This window comes from Streptomyces sp. NBC_00335 (assembly GCF_036127095.1).
Classification (GTDB): domain Bacteria; phylum Actinomycetota; class Actinomycetes; order Streptomycetales; family Streptomycetaceae; genus Streptomyces.
Map to the genome: position 1 here is coordinate 5877607 of NZ_CP108006.1, position 23487 is coordinate 5901093.

Here is a 23487-nt window from a genome sequence, read left to right on the forward strand (position 1 = left end):
CGTTGTGAGCGAACGCGTAGCCTGCGGGTCGCCATGGACTATTGCATCGCCTGCCGCAGGTACCTCAACGGCGCGCTGGCGTGCGCCGGATGCGGGACCCCGGCCGAACGCCTGATATCCGCCGCGCCGGTCGCGCCCGCCCCCGGCTCCGCCGCCGTGTTCGGAAGCGACCCGGCCGCGCTCGCGGATGTGTATGCCGACTCCCTCGTCGTGCTGTCCGGGGAACCGGGGCACGGCCAGGGCCGGGCCCAGGGCCGTGCCGCGGCCCGCCGCCGCACCGGGCACCGCCGACGCCGCCGGACCGCGCTCACCGTGGGGCTCGGGCTGGTTCTCGCCGCCGGAGTCACCCTGGGCATGGCCCGGCTGGCGACCGACGGGGCGCGCACCGACCGGGCGGCGACGGTGGTGCTGACCGACGACGCGGCTCCCGCGGAGCCGGCCCCGGGTCTGACGGGGGATCCGGTCGCCCCCTCGGGGACGGCTTCGGCGAAGGGTCCGGCCGCCGGCTCCGCGAAGGCCACGGCCGGGGGTACGAAGCAGGGCGGCACGGGCCGGAGTACCGGGGGCTCCACGGCCGGGGCGTCGGGCTCCGCCTCCGGGGCGGGACCGTCGCGCAGTGCTTCCCGGACTCCCACGTCCGCCGCTCCGACCACCTCGGGTGCCGGCGGCTCCCCGAGTCCCAGCGCGAGCGCGAGCTCCAAGGGGCCCAAGGGGAAGCCCGGCGGAAAGCCGACCCCGAGCCCGACCCCGACTCCGACCCCGAGGCCCACCGTCGACTGCTGGTGGTTCTTCTGCTGAGGCCTGAGGCCTGAGGCCTGAGGCCTGAGGCCTGAGGCCTGAGGCTCGGGGCGTACGGACGGCCCGCAGGCCGTCCGCGGCCTCAGTCCAGCATCCGCCGGAGCAGGTCCCGCAGGACCGCGCGCTCGGCCGTGGAGAGCCCGGCCAAGGGCTCCCGGGCGAAGTCCAGCGACTCGCGCAGCCGGTCGGCGGTCAGCAGGCCGTCCTCGGTGGGCGCGGCCAGCTTCACCCGGCGGTCGGCCGGGTCGGGGCGGCGCTCGACCAGCCCGCGGCTCTCCAGGCGGTCCACGATGCCGGTGATGTTCGACGGCTCGCACCGGAGCTTCTGCGCGATCTTGCGCATCGGCATCGGCTCCAGGGAGAGCAGGTTCAGCACGCGTGCCTGGGCACCGGTGAGCTGGTGGCTGGAGGCCGCGTGCTCGTACTCCTGGTGGTAGCGGGTCACGACGTCGCCGATGAGCTCGACGACCTCGAGGGTCAGGGGGTCTGCGCGACGGCTGGGCATGGATCCAGCGTACCCATTTACTTGACAACATGAAATATCCAGGCGCATGGTTGTTTCACGTCCTGAAGCATTTTGCACTTCTCCCCCTCCCCAGGAGTGACGCCATGTCCGAGATCCCCGCCGTCAGCCGTGAGTGGCACCTCGTCCGCCGCCCGCAGGGCTGGCCCGTCGCCGAGGACTTCGCCCTGCGCGAGGTCCCGGTCAATGCCGAGCCCGCCGCCGGCCGGATTCTGGTGCGCAACCTCCACATGTCCGTGGACCCGTACATGCGCGGTCGGATGAACGACGTGAAGTCCTACATCCCGCCCTTCCAGCTCGACCAGCCCATGGACGGCGGCGCGGTCGGCGAGGTTGTGGCCTCGGCCGACGAGCGCTTCGCGGTCGGCGACCACGTCCTGCACGGTCTGGGCTGGCGCGAGTACGCGGACGTCGACGCCAAGCACGCCACCCCGGTGGACGCCTCGCTCGCCCCCCTCTCCGCCTACCTCGGTGTCCTCGGCATGCCGGGCCTGACCGCCTACGCCGGGCTCTTCGAGGTCGCCTCCTTCAAGGAGGGCGACTCCGTCTTCGTCTCCGGCGCGGCCGGAGCGGTCGGCAGCCTCGTCGGCCAGTTCGCGAAGATCAAGGGCGCCTCCCGGGTGATCGGCTCCGCCGGCTCCGACGAGAAGGTGACCCTCCTCACAGAGAAGTACGGCTTCGACGCCGCCTTCAACTACAAGAGCGGCCCCGTCGCCGAGCAGCTGAAGGAGGCCGCGCCCGAGGGCATCGACGTCTACTTCGACAACGTCGGCGGGGACCACCTGGAGGCCGCCATCTCCTCCCTGAAGGTCCACGGCCGGGCCACCCTGTGCGGGGCGATCGCCCAGTACAACGCCACCGAGCCCGTGGCCGGTCCGCGCAACCTCGCCCTCGTCATCGGCAAGCGCCTGCGCCTGCAGGGCGTGCTGGTCGGAGACCACGCGGGACTGCAGCCGCAGTTCGTCCAGGACGTGGCCGGCTGGCTGCGTTCCGGGCAGCTCGTCGCCGACGAGACGGTCGTGCGGGGAGTGGAGAACGCCACCGACGCCTTCCTCGGAATGCTGCGCGGCGACAACACCGGAAAGATGATCGTTTCTTTCACCGGTTAGGCTCACTCCACACCGCCGTGACGCGTGGGCGCGAGTCCCGGCGATTTACCAGGAGGATTTCCTTACATGTCCATCCAGCAGTCCGACGTCGCGTACACCGCTGTTGCCACCGCCGAGAACGGCCGTGACGGTCGCGTCGCCACCAACGACGGTCGCCTCGAGGTCGTCGTGAACCCGCCGAAGGAGCTCGGTGGCAGCGGCGAGGGCACCAACCCCGAGCAGCTGTTCGCCGCCGGCTACAGCGCCTGCTTCCAGGGTGCGCTCGGCGTCGTCGCCCGCAACGAGAACGCCGACATCACCGGCTCCACGGTCACCGCCGAGGTCGGCATCGGCAAGAACGACGACGGCTTCGGCATCATCGTCAAGATCTCGGCCTCCATCCCGAACGTGGACGCCGCCACCGCCAAGGACCTCATCGAGAAGGCCCACCAGGTCTGCCCGTACTCCAAGGCGACCCGCGGCAACATCACGGTCGAGCTCGCGGTCTGATCTCCGACCCGCTCGGCCGGTTCGTCCGGTTGATCCGGTACGACCGGTACATCGAAGGCCGCACCCCGGCACCGGGGTGCGGCCTTCGTCACGCCCGGCGTCCACCTGACCGGACGCCAGCCCTAAACTGGCACCATGCGTGATCTTGCGGGGGGATTCGGCTATCTGCTGGCCGGACAGCGATGGGTACTGCGCCACGGACGGTGGCTGGGCTTCGGGCTGCTGCCCGGGCTCGTCTCCCTGGTGCTGTACGCCGGCGCGCTCATCGGCCTCGGCTACGGCGCCGACGACCTGACCGCCTGGGCGACCCCCTTCGCCGACGGCTGGTCCTCCCCGTGGCTCGGGCTCTTCCGCGGCTTCCTGACCGCCCTGGTCTTCAGCCTCGGACTCTTCCTCGCGGTGATCACCTTCACCGCCGTGACCCTGCTCGTGGGCCAGCCGTTCTACGAGTCCCTCTCGGAGCAGGTCGACCGCACCGAGGGCGGCGAGGTCCCGGAGTCGGGCCTCACGCTCGCCCAGGAGCTGTGGATCTCCGCCCGGGACAGCCTGCGGATCCTGGGCCGGGTGCTGCTCTTCGGCATCCTGCTCTTCGCGCTCGGCTTCGTGCCGGTGATCGGGCAGACCGTGGTCCCGGTCCTCGGCTTCTGCGTCTCCGGCTTCTTCCTCGCCCAGGAGCTCACCTCCGTCGCCCTGATGCGCCGCCGGGTGCAGCTCACCGAGCAGCTCGCGCTACTGCGCGGCCGGCGGATGCTGGCCCTCGGCTTCGGGGTGCCGCTCGTCCTGTCCTTCCTGGTGCCGCTCGTCGCCGTGTTCCTGATGCCGGGCGCGGTGGCCGGGGCGACGCTCATGGTCCGGGACCTGGTGGGCGAGGACGCGGAGCGGGAGCCGGAGCAGGGTCAGGGCCAGGGCCAGGCTCAGACAGAGGGCCAGGCGCAAGGTCAGGGCCAGGGGCAGGGCCAGGGCCAGGGTCAGCCGCAGGGCAAGCGGCTCAGCGCCTGAGCAGAGTGATCGCCCCGGCGGTGTCCTCGCCGGAGTGGGCCGCCGGGTCGGCCGCCAGCCGTTCCCGCATCAGGTCCAGGTAGGGACTGATCAGTTCGGGGCTGACCCCCTGTTCCGCGGCGGTCCGCAGCAAGGTGGAGCTCGCCGTGACCTGCATGGCCAGGTTCGACTCGACTCCCGTGGTGAAGTCCCCCGAGACCAGCCGCCCGGCGGCGGCGCCCGCGAAGAAGCCCATCGCCCCCAGCCACTCGGTCAGCAGCGGAGCCAGGTCCTCGGGGGAGATCTCCTCGCCCTCGATCAGCGCGTAGGCGTGCGAGATCCCGGCGAAGAGCCCGCTCATCGCGCTCAGCAGGGCCACGTCGTGCAGGGCCGCGTGGCCGGGGTCGGAGCCGACGAAGCGGGCGCCGGCGGGGACCTCCAGGGTGCTCCGGTGCTCCTCGAACAGGTCGGGGGAGCCGCTGTAGAAGACGTACCCGCCGGCCGCGGGAGCGCCGATCATCGACGGGGTGGCCATGATGCCGGCGTCGAGGAACCGGGCCCCGCGCTCCTGGGCCCACGCGGCCCGGGCGCGGCCGTCGGCGGGGGTGCCGGTGGTCAGGTCGACCAGGTCCTTGCCGGCGAGGTCCAGGCCCTCCAGGGCCTCGCCGACGCTGGCGTGGTCCAGCAGGCAGACCACGATCAGGCCGTTCGCCGCCACCGCCTCGGCGGGGCTCGCGGCGACGACGGCGCCTTCGGCCGCGAGGGCCCCGGCCTTGGCGGGGGTGCGGTTCCAGACGGTGAGGGGGTGCCCGGCGGCGAGCCAGGTGCGGGCGAGGGCGGTGCCCATCGAGCCGAGTCCGAGGAGGGTGAGCGGCGTCTTCGTGCCGGTCGTGCCGGTCTTCGTGCTGCTCTTCGTGCTGCTCTTCGTGCTGGTGTCGGTCATGCCGTTTAGCCTGGTGGAGGGCCGCCAGGTGCTCAAGTACGCACTTCGGAGTGGGTGGTTACCCCGAGGTGAGCGAACAGGTGGGGAGGGGTGCGTGATGGCCATGACACAGCGGCCGGGTGCGGATCACTGCGGGATCGCCGCGGCGATGTCCGTGATCGACGGCAAGTGGAAGGTGTCGGTCCTGTGGGAGCTGGAGCAGTGCCCGCGCCGCTTCGGCGAACTGCGCCGACTGGTCCCGGGGGTCTCGGAGAAGGTGCTCGCGGCCCAGCTGCGCGAGCTGGAGACGGACGGCATCGTCCACCGCGAGGTCTACGAGGAGGTCCCGCCGCGCGTGGAGTACTCCCTGACCCCGCTCGGCCACGAGCTGAACGGGGCCTTGGAGGCCCTCGGCGCGTGGGGAGCGAAGCATCTGCTCCCCGACGCCGCCCAGACGGTCCCCCTCTGACCGAAGGGCCGGGCCCTCACTCCGGGCGGCGGTACAGCGCCGTCCAGAGGAAGGCCTCGCCGAAGGCGTCGGAGGAGGCGGGCTCGTCGTTCATCCGGCGCAGCTCCACCTCGGTGAGGCCCTCGAAGACGTGAGCCAGCGCCTCCGGCGTGTACGCGAGCCCGCCTTCGAGGCGGGCCCTGCCGTAGAACTCCGCGTCCGGCAGCTCCGAGCCCATCGCGCCGGAGGCGAAGCAGGTCAGGGCGAAGCGGCCGCCGGGCGCCAGCAGCCGGTCCAGCAGGGCCAGGTAGCTGACCCGGCGGTGCGGCGGCAGGTGGTGGAAGCAGCCCGAGTCGTAGATCAGGTCGTACGGGCCCACGAGCCCGGCGCCGGCCGCACCGAAGGCGTCCCCCTGGTGGAAGCGGACCCGGGCCCCCGCGGTACGGGCACGCTCCTCGGCCCAGGCCAGGGCCGTCGGGGAGAGGTCGACGGCGTCCACCTCGAAGCCCCGCGCGGCCAGGTGCAGGGCGTTGCGGCCGGGACCGCAGCCCAGGTCCAGGGCGCGGCCGCCCGCGGGGATCAGCCCGCGGTCGAGGCAGGAGACCAGGTTCTCGTCGGGCTTCGCCGCGAAGAACGGGACCGGCCGCTCGCGGTCCGCGTAGAAGCCGTCCCACCAGGCGGAGCCCCCGGCCGTCCAGCGGTCCGCTTCGGGCGCGAAGAGGCCGTCCATGAGGGCGAGCACATCGTCGACACTGCGTATGTTCCGGTCCATCCGAACCCCCTTCAGCTGTCCCCGATTTTATCGGCTGACAGCATGAAATCCCAGGTCAGACGGGGTGCATGGGGTGGCTGGCGGGCCTTGTGGCGACCTGCGGGCACTCACCCGGTGCCCGCCCCCGCGGGCAGGGAGGCCGGGTGCCGCAAGGGCCCTCCCAGCGCCCCCGCGAGCCCTTTCTCCGCCGGTCCGGGCCCTGTTTCCGTACGGGTTCCGGAGCCGGGCACTCCCCGGTGCGGCCCTGCCCGGCGGGCGCCCCGGACGCCCCGTCAGGCCGGTGCCTGCGCCGTCAGAGTGCCCGTTCCTTCGGTCCGACCCTCAGCCGGTACCTCCGCCGGCACCTCCGCCACGGCGACCGACGGCGTGTGCGCGTCCGCCTCGGCCAGCAGGGCCCCGCCCGGCGCCCATACGGCCGCGCCCCCGCAGCCCGTCCACGGCCCGGCGGGTCCGACGTGGTTGGCGAGGGCCACGTACATCCCGAAGTCCCGGGCGATCCCCGGGTGGATCGCGGCGCGCTCGGCGATGCCGTCGCCCGTGCCGTAGAGCGAGCTCGCCAGGTGGACCCGGCAGCCGGCCGCGGCGCCCGCGCCGGGCACGTCCGCGAAGTGGTTGTCGAAGCAGATCCCCAGGGAGAAGCGGATCCCGCCGAGCTCGAACCGCCCCGGGCCCGTCCCCGCGGCGAAGACCTCCTGCTCGTGACGGAACAGGTGCTGCTTGGCGTACGTGGTCACGTGGGAGCCGTCCGCGTCGTGGACCAGGGTCGCGATGACGGGCCGGGGGCCGTCCATGCGCAGCGCGACGTTGACGGCGGTGGCGATCCCGGTGGAGCGGACGGGATCCAGCCGGGGATCCTCGGCGTCGGCGAGCCACAGGCCGGGGTCGGCGGCGAGCGCGGCCAGCTCGTAGCCGGTCAGGGTGAGCTCGGGGAACACCACCAGCGCGGCGCCCTCCTCCCGCGCCCGCACGGCGAGTGCGGCCGCCCGTGCGGCGTTGGCGGACACGTCGGCGGGGGCGCAGCTCAGCTGCGCGGCAGCGATCTTCACCCGGCCCAGCATGCCAGCCCGGAGATCAGGGCGAGTCTTCGGCCCGGGGCCCCTGGATCAGGTCCAGGAAGGCGCGGAAGGTGCCGGGCATGTCCACGGACTCGGGGGCCAGCAGCCACTGGTACTGGAGGCCGTCCATGACGGCGGCCAGCAGGGGGGCCGCCTGCTCGGGGGTGAGGCCCGAGGGGAGCCGGTCGCCGTACTCCGCGCGCAGCACGTCAGCCATCGCGGCGCGCACCTGCGCGTACCGCTCGGCGAAGAACTCCCGTGCCGGGTGGCCGTCGGTGACGCTCTCGCCGAGCAGTGCCGAGAAGGTCTGCACGATGCCCGGCCGCATGGCGTTGTACTCCACCAGCGAGGCCAGCAGGTCCGGGCGCCAGGCGTCGGCCAGGGCGCGGGTGCCGCCGCCGGTGTCCCAGCGGTCGCGCTCCTCCAGGACCGCGACGAGCAGGGCTTCCTTGCTCGGGAAGTAGTGCAGCAGCCCCTGCTGGGTCAGGCCCACGCGTTCGGCGACCGTGCCCAGGGCGGCGCCCCGGTAGCCGCGCTCGGCGATCACTTCGAGGGCCGCGCGGACGATCTCCACGCGCCGTTCCTCACTCCTGGCCCTGACCATCGCCCCGCCACCCCTTCCGTTCCACAGCTGCCAGCAGGACCGTACGGCATGGCCGTGTCGCCATCTGAAGTATCACGAACAGATTACGAACCCTACCGCTCTACAGGTAACGGGTCCACCATGGGGTCACCGCGCCGCACCGCGCACCCGCACCCAACGAGGAGGCATGGCCGTGACCGATGCCGATCAGGTCCGCAACGAAGCCGTGGAGACGGCCCTGGGCAAGCTGGACCTCGACACCAAGACCCGGCTGCTGGCCGGCCAGGACATGTGGTCCCTGCCGGCCGTCCCCGAGATCGGACTGAAGTCCCTGGTCTTCTCCGACGGCCCCATCGGGGTGCGCGGCGTGCGCTGGACCGCCGACGACCCGTCGATCGCCCTGCCCTCCCCGACCGCGCTCGCCGCCGCGTGGGACCCCGAGCTGGCCCGCCGGGCCGGCCGGCTCCTCGCCCAGGAGGCCCGCCGCAAGGGCGTCCACGTCCTGCTCGCGCCCACCGTCAACCTGCACCGCTCCCCGCTCGGCGGCCGGCACTTCGAGTGCTACTCCGAGGACCCGTACCTCACCGGCGCCGTCGGCAGCGGCTACGTGAACGGCGTCCAGGACGGCGGAGTCGGCACCACCGTCAAGCACTTCGTGGGCAACGACGCCGAGACCGAGCGGTTCACCGTCGACAGCGTCATCGCCCCCCGCCCGCTGCGCGAGCTGTACCTGGCGCCCTTCGAGGCGATCGTCGAGAACGCCCACCCGTGGGGCATCATGACGGCCTACAACCGGGTCAACGGCGTGTTCATGAGCGAGAACACCCACCTCGTCAACGAGGTCCTGCGCGCCGAGTGGGGCTTCGACGGCGCCAACGTCTCCGACTGGATGGCGGCCCGCTCCACCACCGGCGACATCCTGGGCGGCCTCGACGTGGTCATGCCCGGCCCCGTCTCCGTCTACGGCGCCCCGCTCGCCGAAGCCGTCCGCTCGGGCGAGGTCCCCGAGTCCGCCGTCGACGACGCCGTCCGCAACGTCCTGCGCCTCGCCGCGCGCGTCGGCATCCTGGAGGGCGCCCCCGCCGCGGTCGGCGAGCTCCCGGCCCCCGTCGACGGTCAGGCCCTGGCCCGCGAGCTGGCCGCCCGCGGCTCCGTCCTCGTACGCAACGAGGCCGCCGCCGGCGGAAAGCCCGTGCTCCCGCTCGACACCGCCCCCGGCCGCACCGTCGCGCTCAGCGGCGCCGCCGCCCGTGACGCCCGCGTCCTCGGCGGCGGCTCGGCCACCGTCTTCCCCGAGCGGATCGTCTCCCCGCTGGACGGGCTCACCGAAGCCCTGCCCGACGGGGCGCTGACCTTCACCGTCGGCGCCGACCCCAGCGACGAACTGACCCCCGCCGACAAGGGCTTCGAGCTCCGCGCGATCTGCCGCGACGCCTCCGGGGCCGTCCTCGGCACGGGCTCGCTGCCCACCGGGCAGGTCCAGTGGATCGGCGACGACCTGCCCGAGGGCGTCACGTACGAGACGATGGCGAGCATCGAGGTCACCGGTGCCTTCGTCCCGCGCGAGAGCGGCGAGCACGCCTTCGGCACCCGCGGACTCGGCGCCTTCACCCTCGCCGTCGGCGGAGAGGTCCGCTGGGACGGCGTCCAGCGGATGGGTGACGAGGCCGACCCCTTCGAGGCCTTCTTCGGCGCCCCCAACGAGCGGACCCGCCTCGCCCTCACCGAGGGCGAAGCCGTCGAGGTCTCCCTGACCTACCAGGTCCCCGACGTGTCCGCCCTGCCGCTCAAGGCGATCATGTTCTCCTTCCTCCACCTCGGCCCGCAGCGCTCCGCCGAGGAGCTCATCGCCGAGGCCGTGGAGGCCGCGCGCACCGCCGACACCGCCGTCGTGGTCGTCGCCACCACCGAGCGGGTGGAGTCCGAGGGCTTCGACCGCAAGGACCTCACCCTCCCGGGCCGCCAGAACGACCTGGTGCGCGCCGTCGCCGCCGTCAACCCCCACACCGTGGTCGTCGTCAACGCGGGCTCCCCGGTGGAACTTCCGTGGCGCGACGAGGTGGCCGCGGTCCTGCTGACCTGGTTCCCCGGGCAGGAGGGCGGGGCCGCGCTGGCCGACGTACTGCTCGGCGAGGCCGAGCCGGGCGGGCGGCTGCCCACCACCTGGCCCGCCGAGTTCGCCGACGCGCCCGTCACCGAGGTCACCCCCACCGAGGGGCGACTGGAGTACACCGAGGGGCTCTTCATCGGCTACCGGGCCTACGAGAAGCACGGGATCGCCCCGGCCTACCCCTTCGGGCACGGCCTCGGCTACACGGACTGGTCCTACGAGTCCCTGGAAGCCACCCCCGCGCAGGCCACGGTCCGCGTCACCAACACCGGTACCCGCCCGGGCCGCGAGACCGTACAGGTCTACCTGGCGCCCGTCGCCGACAGCGTCGAGCGCCCGGCGAGCTGGCTGGCGGGCTTCGCGAGCGTGACCGCCGGCCCCGGCGAGAGCGTCGACGTGGAGATCCCCCTGCCGGAGCGCGCCTTCGAGATCTGGGACGAGACCTCCCGCTCCTGGCAGCGGATCGGCGGCGGCTACGAGGTCCGCGCGGGCCGCTCGCACGGCGACACGCGGCTGACGGCGGCACTCGACCTGTAATGGCCGGAAATCACCCCATGCAGAGGTGATTCACAAGCTGGACCGGGGGCGGGCCCTGACACCCGCCCCCGGTCCGATCCCTCTACGGCGTCAACGCGGAGGCTCGGCGGAGGTCACCTGTCGGTGCGCCAGTTCCGCGAGCCGCGCCTGCCCGTCCTTGCCCGGATGGAACCAGTCCCAGCGGCTCAACTGATCCGCCGAGAAGGGGTACTGGAACACCGCGCCGCCGTCGTAGCGGCACAGCTCGTCCTTCGCGCAGACCTCGCGCAGCGCCTCGTTGTACTCGACCACGCGGGCCCGCACCTGCTCCCGCCGGGCCGTCGCACCGGCGGCCGCCGAGGTCGGATCGGCGAGCATCGACTGACAGATGCCCAGCTTCCAGATCCGGCGCACCATCGGGTCGTCCTTGCCCTGTTCCCACAGCCGCTGGAGGTCCGGGACGCTGGAGACGTACACCTGCGAGGCCGGCGAGGCCGCCCGCAGGCCGGCCAGCGCCTTCTCGAAGCCGGAGCGGAAGGCGGCCACCGGAGTCATCGACGAAGCCGAGGGCCGGCAGGCGTCGTTCGAGCCCACCATGACCGTGACTAGGCCCGGCTTGTGCCCGGCCGCCGAGGCGAGCTGCCCCGGCAGGTCCGCCATCCGGGAGCCGGTCACCGCGTAGTTCCAGCTGCGCGCGGGCACCTCGGCCTCGCCGAGCAGCCGGGCGGCCAGCGAACGCACCTCGGGGTCGTCCCCGGTGGCCCAGGAGGCCTCCGGACAATCGGCCAGCACCGAACAGGCGTCGAAACCGCGCGTGATGGAGTCGCCCACGGCGGCGACCGAGGCCGGCGCCGTGTTCCACCGGGGGGCCGCCTGCGCCCCGCGCTCGCCCCCGGCCTTCGCCCCGTCCGCCGAACACCCGGTCAGCGCACCCGCCGCCAGGAGCAGCACGGCGGCCGCCGCGCCCGCACCCGCGCCCGCGGAGGTCCGACGCGCGCGGCGGCGTGGGGCGGTGGTGCGCATGCGGAAGGTCCCTCCTCGTCGCCCCCGCGTCATTCGGTGGCGTCCTGCTGAGTGAATGCTCTGTGTTTACGGGCCTCGGAGCGACCGTACGTCACACCATGACCCCCGGCGCACGGTAGCTTTTTCCCGTGGCGTTTCGGCCGCAAGTCCCGTAACGCAATGTCAAATAATTTCCGTTACATTACATCACGTCACATACTGTCCGTTTTCTGGAGTTTATTCCCGACCTCGTCCCACACTGGAGGTCCCGGTGACGACACGTGGAGTCCTGTACGTGCACTCCGCACCGCGCGCGCTCTGCCCGCACGTGGAATGGGCTGTTGCGGGGGTGCTCGGGGTGCGGGTGAACCTCGACTGGATCCGTCAGCCCGCCTCCCCGGGCACCTGGAGAGCCGAGTTCTCCTGGCAGGCCGAGGCGGGCACCGCCTCGAAACTCGCCTCCGCACTGCGCGGCTGGCACCTGCTCCGCTTCGAAGTGACCGCGGAACCCTGTCCGACCGCCGAGGGCGAGCGCTACAGCTCGACCCCGCACCTGGGCATCTTCCACGCCGTCACCGGCATGCACGGCGACATCCTGATCCCCGAGGACCGGCTGCGCGCCGCCCTCGCCCGGTCCGCGCACGGCGAGACGGACCTGGAAGCGGAGATCGCCAAACTGCTCGGCAAACCCTGGGACGACGAGCTCGAACCCTTCCGCTACGCGGGCGAGGGCGCCCCGGTGCGCTGGCTGCACCAGGTGGTCTAGCCGCCGACACGCAGAAGGCCCGCCCGGGTGATCCGGGCGGGCCTTCTGTGGTGTTCAAACGACGAACACCGCAACCATCAATTGAGGAACCACAGCGGCGAGCAACCAGCTCCGCGAGAGCGGCGCCGGTTTAGGCGCATTAGACGGTCCGGAACGCCAGCGAGACGTTGTGGCCGCCGAAGCCGAAGGAGTTGTTGATCGCGGAGATCGGGCCCTCCGCCGGGAGCTTGCGGGGCTCGTCGCGGACGATGTCCGCGTCGATGTCGTCGTCGATGTCGTCGAGGTTGATCGTCGGCGGGGCGAGGCGGTTGTACAGCGCCAGCACCGTGGCCACGGTCTCGATGCCGCCCGCGCCACCCAGGAGGTGACCGGTCATCGACTTCGTGGCCGAGATCGCGATGTGGTCGAGGTCGTCGCCCAGCACCTTGCGCAGAGCCTTCAGCTCGGCCGTGTCACCCTGCGGGGTGGACGTGGCGTGCGCGTTCACGTGGACCAGCTCGGCCGGGTCCAGACCCGTGTTGTCGAGCAGGTTCTGCAGGGCGGCCGAGACGCCGCGGCCGGTGGGCTCCGGCTGCGCGATGTGGTGGCTGTCCGCGGACAGGCCCTGGCCCAGCACCTCGCAGTAGACCCGGGCGCCGCGCGCGGCGGCGTGCTCGGCGGACTCCAGGACCACGACGCCCGCACCCTCGCCGAGGACGAAGCCGTCGCGGGCCTTGTCGTACGGACGGGAGGCCGTGGTCGGGTTCTCGTTGTTCTTCGACATCGCCATCATGTTGGCGAACGCCGCGATCGGCAGCGGGTGGATCGCGGCCTCGGTACCGCCGGCGACGACCACGTCGGCACGGCCGGTGCGGATCATCTCGACGGCGTAACCGATGGCCTCGGCGCCGGAGGCGCAGGCGCTGACCGGAGTGTGCACACCCGCGCGGGCGTTGACCTCCAGGCCGACGTTGGCCGACGGGCCGTTGGGCATGAGCATGGGGACGGTGTGCGGGGAGACCCGGCGCACACCCTTTTCCTTCAGTACGTCGTACTGGTCGAGCAGGGTGGTCACGCCGCCGATGCCGGAAGCGATGACCGTGCCCAGGCGCTCGGGCGCGATGGACGCGTCCTCGCCCGCCGGGGCGGTGTAACCGGCGTCGGCCCACGCCTCACGGGCCGCGATGATCGCGAACTGGGCCGAGCGGTCCAGCTTGCGGGCCAGCGGCCGGGGGAGGACCTCACTCGGGTCCACGGCGGCGGTCGCGGCGATGCGGACCGGGAGTTCGGCGAAGCGCTCACCCTCGAGGGGCTTTACGCCGGAACGGCCGGCAAGCAGACCTTCCCAGGTCGAAGCGCTGTCGCCACCCAGCGGAGTGGTTGCGCCGATACCGGTGACGACCACGGTGCGATTGGTCGGGCTCACAGGAATTCTTTCTCCACGTTTCAGGGGGTGAATTGTCACGGCGCCACCGCCAGGTGGCGACAAACGCTCGTCAGGCTCAGGCCTGGTGCTTGAGGATGTAGCTCGCGGCGTCGCCGACGGTCTTGAGACCCTTGACGTCCTCGTCCGGGATCTTCACCTCGAAGCGCTCTTCGGCGGCGACGACGACCTCGACCATGGACAGCGAGTCGACGTCCAGGTCGTCGGTGAAGGACTTCTCGAGCTGAACGTCCTCGGTCGGGATGCCGGCGATCTCGTTGACGATCTCCGCGAGACCTTCGACGATTTCTTCCTGGGTGAAGGCCATGATGGCGCTCCTTCTATAGCTAGCTGGGGTCAAACGGAGCCCGGGATGTGGATCCCGGGCCCTAGGGGAGGGTAACGACCGTGGCGGCGTAGACGAGCCCCGCCCCGAAGCCGATGACGAGCGCGGTGTCGCCGCTCTTCGCCGCTCCGGTCGCCAGGAGCCGCTCCATTGCGAGCGGGATCGAGGCGGCCGAGGTGTTGCCGGTGGTTTCGACGTCACGGGCGACCGTGACGTGCTCCGGCAGCTTCAGAGTCTTCACCATCGAGTCGATGATCCGCATGTTCGCCTGGTGCGGAATGAAGACGTCCAGGTCATCAACGGTGATCCCGGCTGCGTCGAGCGCCTGCTGGGCCACCTTGGCCATCTCGAAGACGGCCCAGCGGAAGACCGCCTGACCCTCCTGGGTGATGGCCGGAAACTTGTTCCCGCCGTCCTTGCCGAGGTACTCGTCCCACGGCACGGTCTGCTTGATGGTCTCCGACTTGTCGCCCTCGGAACCCCACACGGTGGGGCCGATGGCCGGCTCGTCCGAGGGGCCGACGACCACGGCGCCCGCGCCGTCACCGAAGAGGAAGGCCGTCGCGCGGTCCTCCAGGTCGGTCAGGTCCGAGAGCCGCTCCACGCCGATGACGAGGACGTACTCCGCGGAACCCTCGACGACGAGCCCCTTGGCCAGGGTCAGGCCGTAGCCGAATCCGGCGCAGCCCGCGGAGATGTCGAAGGCGGCGGGCTTGCCCGCGCCGATGCGGTGCGCGATCTCGGTCGCCACGGCCGGGGTCTGCTTGAAGTGCGACACCGTCGAGACGATCACGGCGCCGATCTTCTCCGGGGCGATCCCGGCGGCGGCCAGGGCCTTGCCCGAGGCCTCCACCGACATCGCGGCGACGGTCTCCTGCGGGGAGGCCCAGTGCCGCGTCGCGATACCGGAACGCGAGCGGATCCACTCGTCGGACGAGTCGATGGTTTCGAGGATGACCTCGTTCGGCACCACGCGGACCGGACGGTAGCCGCCGACTCCGAGGATGCGGGCGTACGGGGAGCCCTTGGCAGGCTTGATCTTCGACATGCTGAGTGGGCTCCTTCTCTCAGACCGCGTGCTCGGAGACGAGCGCCGCGGCCTTTTCGAGATCGTCCGGGGTCTTCAGGGCCACGCTCGGTACGCCCTTCAGCGCGCGCTTGGCCAGACCCGTCAGGGTGCCACCGGGGGACAGTTCCACGATCCCGGTGACGCCCAGTGCGGCGAACGTCTCCATGCACAGGTCCCAGCGGACCGGGTTGGCCACCTGGCCCACCAGCCGGGCGACGACATCGGCGCCCGTGGTCACGACCTGACCGTCCTTGTTCGATACGTACGTCAGCGCCGGGTCCGCCGGGGAGAGGGCCGCCGCGGCCTTCTCCAGGCCGGCGACCGCCGGAGCCATGTGGTGCGTGTGGAAGGCGCCCGCGACCTTGAGGGCGACGACCTTCATGGAACCCTCGGGCTTCTCGGCCTCCAGGGCCGCGATCTGCTCCATGGTCCCCGCGGCCACGATCTGGCCCGCGCCGTTGACGTTCGCCGGGGTCAGACCCAGCTTCTCCAGGTGCGCGACGACCACGTCCGGGTCCCCGCCGAGGACGGCGGCCATGCCCGTCGCGGTGATCGCCGCGGCCTCCGCCATGGCGAGCCCGCGGGTCCGTACGAAGGACAGCGCGTCCGTGTCGGACAGGACCCCGGCGTACGCGGCGGCGGTGATCTCGCCGACGCTGTGGCCCGCCACGGCGCCGAAGGCGGTGGGGCCGACCTGGGGAACGGCGGTCAGCTCGGCCGCGGCGAGCAGGCCGGCGGCCACCAGCAGGGGCTGTGCGACGGCCGTGTCACGGATCTCGTCCGCGTCGGCCTTCGTGCCGTAGTGGGCAAGGTCGAGCCCGATGGCGTCCGACCAGCCGGCGACGCGGTCAGCGGCGCCGGGCAGTTCGAGCCAGGGAGTCAGGAAGCCGGGCGTCTGTGCGCCTTGGCCGGGAGCGACGAGTACGAGCACCCTCACACTCTCTCTTGTGTTCGGTCCGCGCCGCCCGTGGGGACAGGGACGAAGAACCATCGGGGTAATTGTTGATGTCCGACAAAAGCTTAGGACTGAGGATCGCCGTCGGCCAGACGCCCGAGGATCAGGGCGATCCGCAGCGTGAACGCGGAGCGGACATCCGAGGGCGACCAGCCGGTGACGTCTGTCACACGTCGGAGCCGGTAGCGCACGGTATTGGGGTGCACGAACAGCATCCGGGCGGCGCCTTCGAGGCTGCTCGCCTGCTCCAGGTAGACACTCAGCGTTTCCAGCAGCGCCGAGCCGGCCTCTTCGAGCGGTCTGTAGATCTCCTCCACCAACTGCTCGCGGGCCGAAGGGTCGGAGGCGATCGCGCGTTCGGGCAGGAGATCGTCCGCGAGCACCGGCCTCGGCGCGTCCTGCCAGGCCGTGCAGGCCTTGAGCCCGGCCGCGGCCGCCTGCGCCGACTTCGTGGCGTTCAGCAGGTCCGGGACCACCGGTCCGGCGACCACCGCACCCGCCGCGAACGGCCCGATCAGCGACTTCGCCACCTGCATCGGATTGTCGCTGCCACCCGCGATGACCACGAGCCGGTCGCCCAGCACACCCGTGAGGACCTGCAGCTTGTGGTGGCGGGCGGCCCGCCGGATCGCCTCGACCGTCAGCTCGCTGTCGCCCTCCGGAGCCGTGCCCAGCACCACGCACACGTGCTCGGGGGAGTTCCAGCCGAGGGCCGCGGCCCGTGACAGCGCGCCCTCGTCGGCCTCCCCGGACAGCACCGCGTTGACCACGAGGGACTCCAGCCGGGCGTCCCACGCACCGCGGGCCTCGGCGGCCTGGGCGTAGACCTGGGCGGTCGCGAAGGCGATCTCCCGGGCGTACACCAGCAGGGCCTCGCGCAGGATCGACTCGTCGCCGGGCGCCGCGACCTCGTCGATCGCGGTCTCCATGACCTCGATCGTGGTGCGCACCATTTCGACGGTCTGGCGCAGGGTGATCGCCCGGGTCAGCTCGCGCGGAGCCGTCCCGAAGACGTCGGTGGAGATCGCCTGAGCGGTATCGGGGTGCCGGAACCACTCCGTGAACGCGGCGATGCCGGCCTGGGCGACCAGGCCGATCCAGGACCGGTTCTCCGGCGGCATCGCCCGGTACCACGACAGCGTCTCGTCCATGCGCGCGATGGCGTTGGCGGCGAGCCGACCGGAGGACTTCTCCAGCCGTCGCAGCGTCGCGGCGTGCGGATGGGGCGGAGCCGGATGCGCGGGGTGGGCCGCGGGTGAATGCTCACGTTCGGGTTGGGACACGTGACAAGACTGCCTTATCGGGGCCGCTGCGCGGAGTCCGGTCTCATCCCGGGCCGCGCCCCGGGGGCTACCGTGGCCCCCATGATTGATGTACGCCGAGGCTCCGACCGGTACGAGGGCGGGGAACCCCACACGGGGATCACCACCCGGCACGCCTTCTCCTTCGGCCCGCACTACGACCCCGACAACCTGCGGTTCGGCCCGGTCACGGCGTGCAACGAGGAGAGCCTCGCCCCCGGCGCGGGCTTCGACGAGCACCCCCACAGCCACACCGAGATCGTGACCTGGGTGGCCGAGGGCGAGCTCACCCACCGGGACGCCACGGGCGCCGGCACCCTGGTGCGGCCCGGAGACCTGCAGCACCTCGGCGCGGCGTCCGGGACCCGGCACGTGGAACGCAACGACGGCCCCGGGCCGCTGCGCTTCGTCCAGATGTGGCTGGCGCCGGCCGATCCGGCCGGGGAGCCCTCGTACGAGCTGGTCAGGGGAATCTCCGACAACACGCCCTACGCCGTGCCCGCGGCCGGTGCCGTACTGCACGTACGGCGTCCGGGCGCGGGCGAGCGGGTCGCCGTACCGGCCGCCGCGCGGGTGTACCTGCACGTCGTACGGGGAGACCTGCGGCTGGACGGCGCGGACGGCGCGGACGGCGCCGCCGGTGCCGTCGGCGAGGAGGAGGACGGTGCGGAGCTCGGGCCCGGGGACTCGGCGCGGATCACCGGCGAGCCGGAGCTGGCGCTGATCGCCGGATCACCGGCCGAGGTGCTGATCTGGGAGTTTTCCTAGGAGCGGTCCCGCAGGCGGGGGCCTCAGCGGGTCCTGAGCTCCGCGAGTACGGCGTCGGTGAACGGGGGCCAGGCCTCCACGGCCCACGGGCCGAAGGCGCGGTCCGTCAGCGCCACGCAGGCGGCGCGGGCGTCCGGGTCCACCCACAGGAAGGTCCCGGACTGCCCGAAGTGGCCGAAGGTGCGCGGCGAGGAGCCGGCGCCCGTCCAGTGCGGGGCCTTCCCGTCGCGGATCTCCAGGCCGAGCCCCCAGTCGTTGGGGGTCTGGTGGCCGTAGCCGGGCAGGACGCCCTTGAGCCCGGGGTGCACCACGGAGGTGGCCTCGGCGACGGTGCGCACGTCCAGCAGCCGGGGCTGCTGCAGCTCGGCGGCGAAGCGCAGGAGGTCGCTGACGGTGGAGACGCCGTCCTTGGCGGGAGAGCCCTCCAGGCTGCTCGACTCCATGCCCAGCGGCTCGAAGACGGCCTCGGCCAGGTACGCGGCGAAGGGGATGCCGGTGGCCTTCGCGATGTGGTCGCCCAGCTCCTCGAAACCGGCGTTGGAGTACAGGCGGCGCTGCCCGGGAGGGGCCGTCACCCGGTGCTCGTCGAAGGCCAGGCCGCTGGTGTGCGCGAGCAGGTGGCGCACGGTGGAACCCTCGGGCCCGGCCGGCTCGTCCAGCTCGATCGCGCCCTCCTCGTAGGCGACGAGGGCGGCGTAGGCGGCGAGCGGCTTGGTGACGGAGGCCAGCGGGAAGCGGTGGTCCACCGGGCCGTGGGAGCCGAGCACGGTCCCGTCGGCGTGGACGACGGCCGCGGCGGCGGTCGGGACCGGCCAGTTCTCGATGTTGCGCAGACTCTGCAAGCTCTCCATGCGGCCGAGGGTACTTGCTTGGAGTGCACTCCAAGGATTTAGCGTGGAGCCATGAGCCCGACCCAGACCCCCCTGCGGACGCAGACGCGGTACACGATCAGCGAGGTCGAGACCCGGACCGGTCTGACCCAGCACACCTTGCGCTGGTACGAGCGGATCGGCCTCATGCCGCACGTGGACCGCTCCCACTCGGGTCAGCGGCGGTTCACCGACAAGGACCTCGAATGGCTCGGATTCGTCGGCAAGTTGCGCACCACCGGAATGTCGGTGGCGGACATGGTCCGGTACGCCGAACTCGTCCGTGAGGGCCCGCACACCGCCGCCGACCGGCGCGAACTGCTGGAGCGCACGCGCGACGAGGTGCGCACGCGGATCACGGAACTGACCGACGCGCTCGCCGTCCTGGACTACAAGATCGACACGTATGCGATGCGCAGCACCGTCGCGGGAGAGGAAGACCGGACATGACCGGAAACACCGTCGGGATGGAGCGGGCCGAACTGGGCAAGGGCGGCCCGCTGGTGGGCGTCCAGGGGCTCGGCTGCATGGGCATGAGCGAGTTCTACGGGGACACCGACGAGGCGGCCGCCCGGCAGACCCTGGAAGCGGCGCTGGAGGCCGGGGTCACCCTCTTCGACACCGCCGACGTCTACGGGCGGGGCGCCAACGAGGAGTTCCTCGCACCGTTCGTGGCCGCGCACCGCGACCGGATCACCCTCGCCACGAAGTTCGCCATCGAGCGGACGGACGACCCGCAGTACCGGGGGGTCCGCAACGACCGCGCGTACGTCCGCGGCGCGGTGGAGGACAGCCTGCGCAGGCTGGGCACCGAGGTGATCGACCTCTACTACATGCACCGGCGCGATCCGGCCGTTCCGTTCGCCGAGTCGGTGGGCGCGATGGCGGAGCTGGTGCAGGAGGGCAAGGTGCGCCACCTCGGTCTCAGCGAGGTGACCGGGGCCGAGCTGCGCGAGGCGCACGCGGTGCACCCGATCGCGGCGCTCCAGTCGGAGTGGTCGCTGTTCAGCCGGGACGTGGAGCGCAGCGCGGTGGGCGCGGCGGCGGAGCTGGGCGTGGCCTTCGTGCCGTACTCCCCGCTCGGGCGCGGCTTCCTGACCGGGGCGTTCGCGGACGCCTCGGCGGACCTGACGGCCGGTGACTTCCGGCGCTACCAGCCCCGGTTCACGGGTGACAACGCGCGGACGAACAGCGCGCTGCTGACGCCGGTACGGGAGATCGCGGCGGCCCGCGGGGCCACGCCGGCCCAGATCGCCCTGGCCTGGGTGCACGGGCGTGCGGCGGTGCACGGCCTGACGGTCGTCCCGATCCCGGGCACCCGCAAGCCGACCCGCCTCACGGAGAACGTGGCGGCGACCCGCATCGCCCTGACGGCCGAGGAGCTTTCCCTCCTGGACCCGATCGCATCCCAAGTGGCCGGCGACCGCTACCCGGACATGAGCTCGACTTCGGCGGCGCGCGAGGGGTGACCGCGTGCGGCGCCGTTGCCGGGGGCCGGCCCCCGGACCCCCGCGCCTCAAACGCCGGCGGGGCTGGATTTTGGCCGGCGTCGGACCCGAAGCCGGAGGGCAATTCCAGCCCGCCGGCGTTTGAGGCGCGGGTCCGGGCGGAGCCCGGGGAACGGGGGAAGGGCGGGTAGGGGACAGCCCCGCAGGGCCGCGCCGCGAGGCCCCCGCAGGGTCAGGCCCCGGCCGGGAAGCGGTCCCGCAGCGCCCGGTACTCGGCGTCCGTGAGCAGCCCCGCACTGTGCAGCTCGGCGAGATGCTGGATCCGCTCCCAGGACCGCGGCCCGGGCACGGAAGACCCCACCGCGCCGGAGGCGACCACGGCCCGCGCCCGCAACCCCACGAGCACCGCCGCCGCGAACGGCAGCGACTCGTGCACGGCTCCGTACCCCACGCCGAAGACCGCGGAGGCGAGATCGTGGTCCGGCCGGGGATCCCCGGCGCCCTCGCGGGGCAGGAGCCGCAGGTGCCCGCCGGACCGTTCCGGGGAGTGCCAGGACAGTCCGGTCAGGGCGGCCAGCGGATACCGCTGGTCGCCCGCCTTCCACTTGGCGCTGGTGGCCCCGGTGCGCGACCAGTGGAAGGTGACGGCGCCGCCGTCGAAGGCGAGCCGGGCGTCGTACGCCTTCAGCGTGGCCGGCGGCTCCGGGACGTGGACGAGGAACCGCTCGGCCGGTCCGGACGGTCCCAGCCGCTCGCGCAGGGCCTCGGTGAAGGCCGCCGCCCGTCCGGTCCCGCCGCCGCCACCGGGCAGCACCAGCCGGTACGGATCGCAGGTCTCCCTCAGCTGCCCCGCCGCGGCCTCCATCAGCGGGTCCGCTCCCACCCGTACGCGGGCGTGCAGCACCACGGTGTCCCGCCGTCCCACGGTCAGGCCCACCCCGGACAACGCTTCGAGCGGAACCCGGCGTTCCCCCAGGGCGTGCCAGAGTCTGGGCGTTCGTATCCCCCGTGCGAAGCGGATGATGAGCGAGTTCGTGGTGCGGTCGAACTCCCAGACGGCATGGTTTCCGGCCAGTACGTCACCCATGCGGCACATCGTAAAGGGAGGCACCCCCGTGCGTCCCCCCGCCGTGAGGTCCGATTTCGGGTCGGGCGAGCGGTCAGGGACCGTCCGTCCCGGATGTTCCGCGTCGGCACGTGTCGTCCCCGGCGGCGCACACCGTGGAACCGAACGCACCGGTTCCGATTTTGGCGAAGTTGTCCAGGGATTCGGTCCCTGGCTCGAAGTAGCCGGTGTGGCTCTTGGCTCCGGCCGCCGACAGGACCCGTGCGCCGAACTCCGCGGAGACCGGATCCGCCCCGTGGCCCAGGCCCCCGAACTCCAGGTGGGGCACGTCCGCGATCCAGTCGCCGGCGTCCCGCATCGCCCACACCCGCGCCGAGGTGCCCAGTCCGGTGGCGTTCGCGGCGCGCATCCCGGGGCTGCCCGCCACCACGATGTCCGTGACCCGGTGCGGAAGTTCGTGCGCCGCCACCCCGCACACCACCGAGCCGTAGCTGTGGCAGAACAGCGCCACGCTCGCCTTTCCGGGCAGCGCGGAGGTCAGCGAGCGCAGCCTGGCCGCGCCGTCCACGGCGAGGCGCCCGGTCGCCGCGTCCATGCCGACGCCGGTCGGGGCGGTGTAGCCGGCCCAGGCGATGACCGCGGTCCGGCCGTCCGGGGCGGCCGCGCGCTCGGCCCCGTAGAGGGACTCCGCCATGCCCACGGGGGAGGTCAGCCGGCGCACCGTGCGCTCGAAGGTGAGCGCGTCGGTGTCGACTCCGGGGACGACCACCGAGACCCGGCGGGCCCCGCCGAGGTCGCCGAAGACCTCGGCCACGAGGGCGCCGCCGGTCGGGTCGAAGACGAGGATCTGCCGGCCGGGCTCGGCGAGGGACTCGAAGCGGTGGGCGCGCCGGGCCGCGACGGCGCGGTCGGCGGGGGCCAGCGTGATGTCGTGTGCGCGGGCGGACTCGACCAGCACGGCCCGCTGCAGGGCCATCCGGTTGGCCCGGTAGCGGACGCCGGGCGGCGCGCCGTCGAGATTGCCGACCACCAGCGGGTGGCCCTCGGCGAGCCGGGCGCGCTGGGCGCCGTCGAGGCGCGCGAAGAACCGTTCCACCACGGGCGCCGGAGCATCGGGGGCGGGCAGGGCCCGGCCCTCGAAGCGGGACGCCGCCCAGGAGGCGAGCGCGGCCTCGCGCGGGGACGGCTCGCTCGCGGGCCGGTAGACGGCGGTCCAGCCCGTGGTCGTGAGCATCAGGAAGACCACCGCCAGCGCGAGCAGGGCGCGCAGGGCGGCCGGGCGCGCGGGGGCGTCGGCGGAGTGGGCGTGGGCGGGGCCGGGCAGGTTCACTGCGCCCAGCCTAGGAGACCTCGGCGGCTGCCTGCGCGCCGGGTGACGGGAGTCACCGCCGACCGTGGGACGCCCCGCCGGCGGGTGCGCCCGTACGGGACCCGCGTGCGCGGGCGTCCGTACCCGTACGGGACCTTCGCCCGGCCGGAGGCGATTGCGCCGGTCAGGCGGGCCGGCGCCAGTCGGCGGCCAGGGCCGGGCCGATCTGGTCGAGGTAGGCCTCGGTCATCCGCCGGATGGCGGCCACGCTGGTGTCCTCGCCCTGTCCCCAGAGCCGGCCGGTGACGCGCATCACGCCCGTGAACGCGGCGACGGCCACCCGCGGGCGCGGGTCGGTGTCCACGTCCAGGCCCTCGCGCTCGGCTATCAGCCGGGCGATCTGCTCCTCCAGGTCGGTGGAGCGGCGCAGGTGCACGGCGAGCAGGGCCGGGGTGGACTCGATCAGCCGGTAGCTGCGCATGTACAGGTCGATGGGGACCAGGTCCGAAATGGCCTCGTCGACGGTGTCCCAGGCGTCGAGCACGGCCGAACGCATCGCCTCGAAGGGGCCCTCGGCGGGCGGGCGGGAGCGCAGCGCCGCGACGAAGTGCGATTCGACCAGGTCCTGGACGGCGAAGGCGACCTCTTCCTTGTTGGCGAAGTACCGGAAGAAGGTGCGCTGGGAGACGTCCACGGCGTCGGTGATCTCGTCGACGGTGGTCTCCTCGTACCCCTGGGCGATGAAGAGGAGGAGGGCCGCGCGCAGCAGTGCGTCGCGCGTGCGCTGCTTCTTGCGCTCGCGCAGTCCGGCGGCCGGTGCGGGCGCGGGCCGCTGATCGGTCATCACGGCGGTCAGGGTACCTGTGACGGACCTGACAACGAC

25 protein-coding genes are annotated in these 23487 nt (G+C 72.7%); 10 read left to right on the top strand and 15 right to left on the bottom strand.

The features are described from left to right. Positions 1 to 33 precede the first annotated feature (33 nt). Entirely contained in the window at positions 34 to 798 is a 765-nt protein-coding gene (locus OHA37_RS26485) for an SCO2400 family protein (protein WP_266909064.1), read from the top strand. A gap of 82 nt (positions 799 to 880) precedes the next feature. Here the strand turns inward: OHA37_RS26485 and OHA37_RS26490 are convergent, their stop codons facing one another. Next, positions 881 to 1303, bottom strand: coding sequence for a MarR family winged helix-turn-helix transcriptional regulator (locus OHA37_RS26490; RefSeq protein ID WP_266909065.1), 423 nt, complete (start codon positions 1301 to 1303; stop codon positions 881 to 883). 104 nt (positions 1304 to 1407) lie between these two features. Between OHA37_RS26490 and OHA37_RS26495 the strand changes: the two genes are divergently transcribed. The 3 genes from OHA37_RS26495 (at position 1408) to OHA37_RS26505 (ending at position 3918) form a co-directional block, all read left to right on the top strand. After that, positions 1408 to 2430, top strand: a complete 1023-nt coding sequence (locus OHA37_RS26495) for an NADP-dependent oxidoreductase (RefSeq protein WP_266909066.1) — start codon at positions 1408 to 1410, stop codon at positions 2428 to 2430. A 66-nt stretch (positions 2431 to 2496) separates the two neighbouring features. Further along, entirely contained in the window at positions 2497 to 2919 is a 423-nt protein-coding gene (locus tag OHA37_RS26500) for an organic hydroperoxide resistance protein (protein ID WP_266909067.1), read from the top strand. 135 nt (positions 2920 to 3054) lie between these two features. Beyond that, positions 3055 to 3918: an EI24 domain-containing protein gene (locus OHA37_RS26505; protein ID WP_266909068.1), complete on the top strand. Its 864-nt coding sequence runs from the start codon at positions 3055 to 3057 to the stop codon at positions 3916 to 3918. Here OHA37_RS26505 and OHA37_RS26510 read toward each other — a convergent pair. Continuing rightward, complete coding sequence (locus OHA37_RS26510; RefSeq protein ID WP_266909069.1) at positions 3908 to 4840, bottom strand: NAD(P)-dependent oxidoreductase; 933 nt, start codon at positions 4838 to 4840, stop codon at positions 3908 to 3910. The genes OHA37_RS26505 and OHA37_RS26510 overlap by 11 nt on opposite strands. A 97-nt stretch (positions 4841 to 4937) precedes the next feature. Between OHA37_RS26510 and OHA37_RS26515 the strand changes: the two genes are divergently transcribed. Further along, the gene (locus tag OHA37_RS26515; protein ID WP_266909070.1) at positions 4938 to 5288 is read left to right on the top strand and encodes a winged helix-turn-helix transcriptional regulator; all 351 of its coding nucleotides are present in this window, start codon (positions 4938 to 4940) and stop codon (positions 5286 to 5288) included. A gap of 16 nt (positions 5289 to 5304) precedes the next feature. On the opposite strand, the gene OHA37_RS26520 is transcribed toward OHA37_RS26515, so the two are convergent. From OHA37_RS26520 to OHA37_RS26530, 3 genes are all read right to left on the bottom strand, one after another. Continuing rightward, on the bottom strand, positions 5305 to 6039 hold the full coding sequence (locus tag OHA37_RS26520) for a class I SAM-dependent methyltransferase (protein ID WP_266909071.1): 735 nt from the start codon (positions 6037 to 6039) through the stop codon (positions 5305 to 5307). A 272-nt stretch (positions 6040 to 6311) separates the two neighbouring features. Then, on the bottom strand, positions 6312 to 7085 hold the full coding sequence (locus tag OHA37_RS26525; protein ID WP_266909072.1) for a carbon-nitrogen hydrolase family protein: 774 nt from the start codon (positions 7083 to 7085) through the stop codon (positions 6312 to 6314). Between the two features lie 25 nt (positions 7086 to 7110). Then, the gene (locus OHA37_RS26530; RefSeq protein WP_266909073.1) at positions 7111 to 7698 is read right to left on the bottom strand and encodes a TetR/AcrR family transcriptional regulator; all 588 of its coding nucleotides are present in this window, start codon (positions 7696 to 7698) and stop codon (positions 7111 to 7113) included. 166 nt (positions 7699 to 7864) lie between these two features. Between OHA37_RS26530 and OHA37_RS26535 the strand changes: the two genes are divergently transcribed. Then, positions 7865 to 10324, top strand: a complete 2460-nt coding sequence (locus OHA37_RS26535; protein WP_266909074.1) for a beta-glucosidase family protein — start codon at positions 7865 to 7867, stop codon at positions 10322 to 10324. Positions 10325 to 10414: 90 nt separating this feature from the next. Here OHA37_RS26535 and OHA37_RS26540 read toward each other — a convergent pair whose 3' ends face one another. Next, complete coding sequence (locus OHA37_RS26540; protein ID WP_266909075.1) at positions 10415 to 11326, bottom strand: GDSL-type esterase/lipase family protein; 912 nt, start codon at positions 11324 to 11326, stop codon at positions 10415 to 10417. A 250-nt stretch (positions 11327 to 11576) separates the two neighbouring features. On the opposite strand from OHA37_RS26540, the gene OHA37_RS26545 reads away from it, so the two are divergent. Continuing rightward, on the top strand, positions 11577 to 12071 hold the full coding sequence (locus tag OHA37_RS26545) for a DUF3145 domain-containing protein (RefSeq protein ID WP_243329390.1): 495 nt from the start codon (positions 11577 to 11579) through the stop codon (positions 12069 to 12071). Positions 12072 to 12210: 139 nt separating this feature from the next. On the opposite strand, the gene fabF is transcribed toward OHA37_RS26545, so the two are convergent. The 5 genes from fabF to OHA37_RS26570 form a co-directional block, all read right to left on the bottom strand. After that, positions 12211 to 13476 (bottom strand): beta-ketoacyl-ACP synthase II, encoded by a 1266-nt coding sequence (gene fabF, locus OHA37_RS26550; protein WP_250745573.1) that lies wholly within the window; start codon positions 13474 to 13476, stop codon positions 12211 to 12213. A gap of 76 nt (positions 13477 to 13552) precedes the next feature. Continuing rightward, positions 13553 to 13801, bottom strand: coding sequence for an acyl carrier protein (locus tag OHA37_RS26555; RefSeq protein ID WP_243329395.1), 249 nt, complete (start codon positions 13799 to 13801; stop codon positions 13553 to 13555). A gap of 61 nt (positions 13802 to 13862) precedes the next feature. Further along, on the bottom strand, positions 13863 to 14867 hold the full coding sequence (locus tag OHA37_RS26560) for a ketoacyl-ACP synthase III (RefSeq protein WP_266909076.1): 1005 nt from the start codon (positions 14865 to 14867) through the stop codon (positions 13863 to 13865). 19 nt (positions 14868 to 14886) lie between these two features. Further along, entirely contained in the window at positions 14887 to 15819 is a 933-nt protein-coding gene (locus tag OHA37_RS26565) for an ACP S-malonyltransferase (RefSeq protein WP_266909077.1), read from the bottom strand. Between the two features lie 89 nt (positions 15820 to 15908). Beyond that, complete coding sequence (locus tag OHA37_RS26570; RefSeq protein WP_266909078.1) at positions 15909 to 17126, bottom strand: PucR family transcriptional regulator; 1218 nt, start codon at positions 17124 to 17126, stop codon at positions 15909 to 15911. An 81-nt stretch (positions 17127 to 17207) separates the two neighbouring features. Between OHA37_RS26570 and OHA37_RS26575 the strand changes: the two genes are divergently transcribed. After that, on the top strand, positions 17208 to 17912 hold the full coding sequence (locus tag OHA37_RS26575; protein ID WP_266909079.1) for a pirin family protein: 705 nt from the start codon (positions 17208 to 17210) through the stop codon (positions 17910 to 17912). A gap of 23 nt (positions 17913 to 17935) precedes the next feature. On the opposite strand, the gene OHA37_RS26580 is transcribed toward OHA37_RS26575, so the two are convergent. Then, positions 17936 to 18763: a serine hydrolase domain-containing protein gene (locus OHA37_RS26580; protein WP_266909080.1), complete on the bottom strand. Its 828-nt coding sequence runs from the start codon at positions 18761 to 18763 to the stop codon at positions 17936 to 17938. Between the two features lie 51 nt (positions 18764 to 18814). On the opposite strand from OHA37_RS26580, the gene OHA37_RS26585 reads away from it, so the two are divergent. Together OHA37_RS26585 and OHA37_RS26590 are read left to right on the top strand one after the other, a co-directional pair. Then, on the top strand, positions 18815 to 19231 hold the full coding sequence (locus OHA37_RS26585) for a MerR family transcriptional regulator (protein WP_266909081.1): 417 nt from the start codon (positions 18815 to 18817) through the stop codon (positions 19229 to 19231). Beyond that, entirely contained in the window at positions 19228 to 20250 is a 1023-nt protein-coding gene (locus OHA37_RS26590) for an aldo/keto reductase (RefSeq protein WP_266909082.1), read from the top strand. Before OHA37_RS26585 ends, OHA37_RS26590 begins: the two co-directional genes overlap by 4 nt. A 211-nt stretch (positions 20251 to 20461) precedes the next feature. Here the strand turns inward: OHA37_RS26590 and OHA37_RS26595 are convergent, their stop codons facing one another. The 3 genes from OHA37_RS26595 to OHA37_RS26605 all read right to left on the bottom strand — a co-directional run bounded on the left by OHA37_RS26595 (position 20462) and on the right by OHA37_RS26605 (position 23448). After that, positions 20462 to 21316 (bottom strand): DUF4429 domain-containing protein, encoded by an 855-nt coding sequence (locus tag OHA37_RS26595; protein ID WP_266909083.1) that lies wholly within the window; start codon positions 21314 to 21316, stop codon positions 20462 to 20464. Positions 21317 to 21389: 73 nt separating this feature from the next. Continuing rightward, positions 21390 to 22529: an alpha/beta hydrolase gene (locus OHA37_RS26600; protein ID WP_323182414.1), complete on the bottom strand. Its 1140-nt coding sequence runs from the start codon at positions 22527 to 22529 to the stop codon at positions 21390 to 21392. A gap of 259 nt (positions 22530 to 22788) precedes the next feature. Continuing rightward, positions 22789 to 23448 (bottom strand): TetR family transcriptional regulator, encoded by a 660-nt coding sequence (locus OHA37_RS26605; RefSeq protein ID WP_266913109.1) that lies wholly within the window; start codon positions 23446 to 23448, stop codon positions 22789 to 22791. Between the last annotated feature and the right edge of the window lie 39 nt (positions 23449 to 23487).

What these genes read in the sequence shown, in the direction of transcription:
- OHA37_RS26485 (WP_266909064.1), top strand. Translation starts at nt 34, where the DNA reads ATGGACTATTGCATCGCCTGCCGCAGGTACCTCAACGGCGCGCTGGCG.
- OHA37_RS26490 (WP_266909065.1), bottom strand. Translation starts at nt 1,303, where the DNA reads ATGCCCAGCCGTCGCGCAGACCCCCTGACCCTCGAGGTCGTCGAGCTC.
- OHA37_RS26495 (WP_266909066.1), top strand. Translation starts at nt 1,408, where the DNA reads ATGTCCGAGATCCCCGCCGTCAGCCGTGAGTGGCACCTCGTCCGCCGC.
- OHA37_RS26500 (WP_266909067.1), top strand. Translation starts at nt 2,497, where the DNA reads ATGTCCATCCAGCAGTCCGACGTCGCGTACACCGCTGTTGCCACCGCC.
- OHA37_RS26505 (WP_266909068.1), top strand. Translation starts at nt 3,055, where the DNA reads ATGCGTGATCTTGCGGGGGGATTCGGCTATCTGCTGGCCGGACAGCGA.
- OHA37_RS26510 (WP_266909069.1), bottom strand. Translation starts at nt 4,840, where the DNA reads ATGACCGACACCAGCACGAAGAGCAGCACGAAGAGCAGCACGAAGACC.
- OHA37_RS26515 (WP_266909070.1), top strand. Translation starts at nt 4,938, where the DNA reads ATGGCCATGACACAGCGGCCGGGTGCGGATCACTGCGGGATCGCCGCG.
- OHA37_RS26520 (WP_266909071.1), bottom strand. Translation starts at nt 6,039, where the DNA reads ATGGACCGGAACATACGCAGTGTCGACGATGTGCTCGCCCTCATGGAC.
- OHA37_RS26530 (WP_266909073.1), bottom strand. Translation starts at nt 7,698, where the DNA reads ATGGTCAGGGCCAGGAGTGAGGAACGGCGCGTGGAGATCGTCCGCGCG.
- OHA37_RS26535 (WP_266909074.1), top strand. Translation starts at nt 7,865, where the DNA reads ATGGCCGTGACCGATGCCGATCAGGTCCGCAACGAAGCCGTGGAGACG.
- OHA37_RS26540 (WP_266909075.1), bottom strand. Translation starts at nt 11,326, where the DNA reads ATGCGCACCACCGCCCCACGCCGCCGCGCGCGTCGGACCTCCGCGGGC.
- OHA37_RS26555 (WP_243329395.1), bottom strand. Translation starts at nt 13,801, where the DNA reads ATGGCCTTCACCCAGGAAGAAATCGTCGAAGGTCTCGCGGAGATCGTC.
- OHA37_RS26560 (WP_266909076.1), bottom strand. Translation starts at nt 14,867, where the DNA reads ATGTCGAAGATCAAGCCTGCCAAGGGCTCCCCGTACGCCCGCATCCTC.
- OHA37_RS26575 (WP_266909079.1), top strand. Translation starts at nt 17,208, where the DNA reads ATGATTGATGTACGCCGAGGCTCCGACCGGTACGAGGGCGGGGAACCC.
- OHA37_RS26580 (WP_266909080.1), bottom strand. Translation starts at nt 18,763, where the DNA reads ATGGAGAGCTTGCAGAGTCTGCGCAACATCGAGAACTGGCCGGTCCCG.
- OHA37_RS26585 (WP_266909081.1), top strand. Translation starts at nt 18,815, where the DNA reads ATGAGCCCGACCCAGACCCCCCTGCGGACGCAGACGCGGTACACGATC.
- OHA37_RS26590 (WP_266909082.1), top strand. Translation starts at nt 19,228, where the DNA reads ATGACCGGAAACACCGTCGGGATGGAGCGGGCCGAACTGGGCAAGGGC.
- OHA37_RS26595 (WP_266909083.1), bottom strand. Translation starts at nt 21,316, where the DNA reads ATGGGTGACGTACTGGCCGGAAACCATGCCGTCTGGGAGTTCGACCGC.
- OHA37_RS26600 (WP_323182414.1), bottom strand. Translation starts at nt 22,529, where the DNA reads ATGCTCACGACCACGGGCTGGACCGCCGTCTACCGGCCCGCGAGCGAG.
- OHA37_RS26605 (WP_266913109.1), bottom strand. Translation starts at nt 23,448, where the DNA reads ATGACCGATCAGCGGCCCGCGCCCGCACCGGCCGCCGGACTGCGCGAG.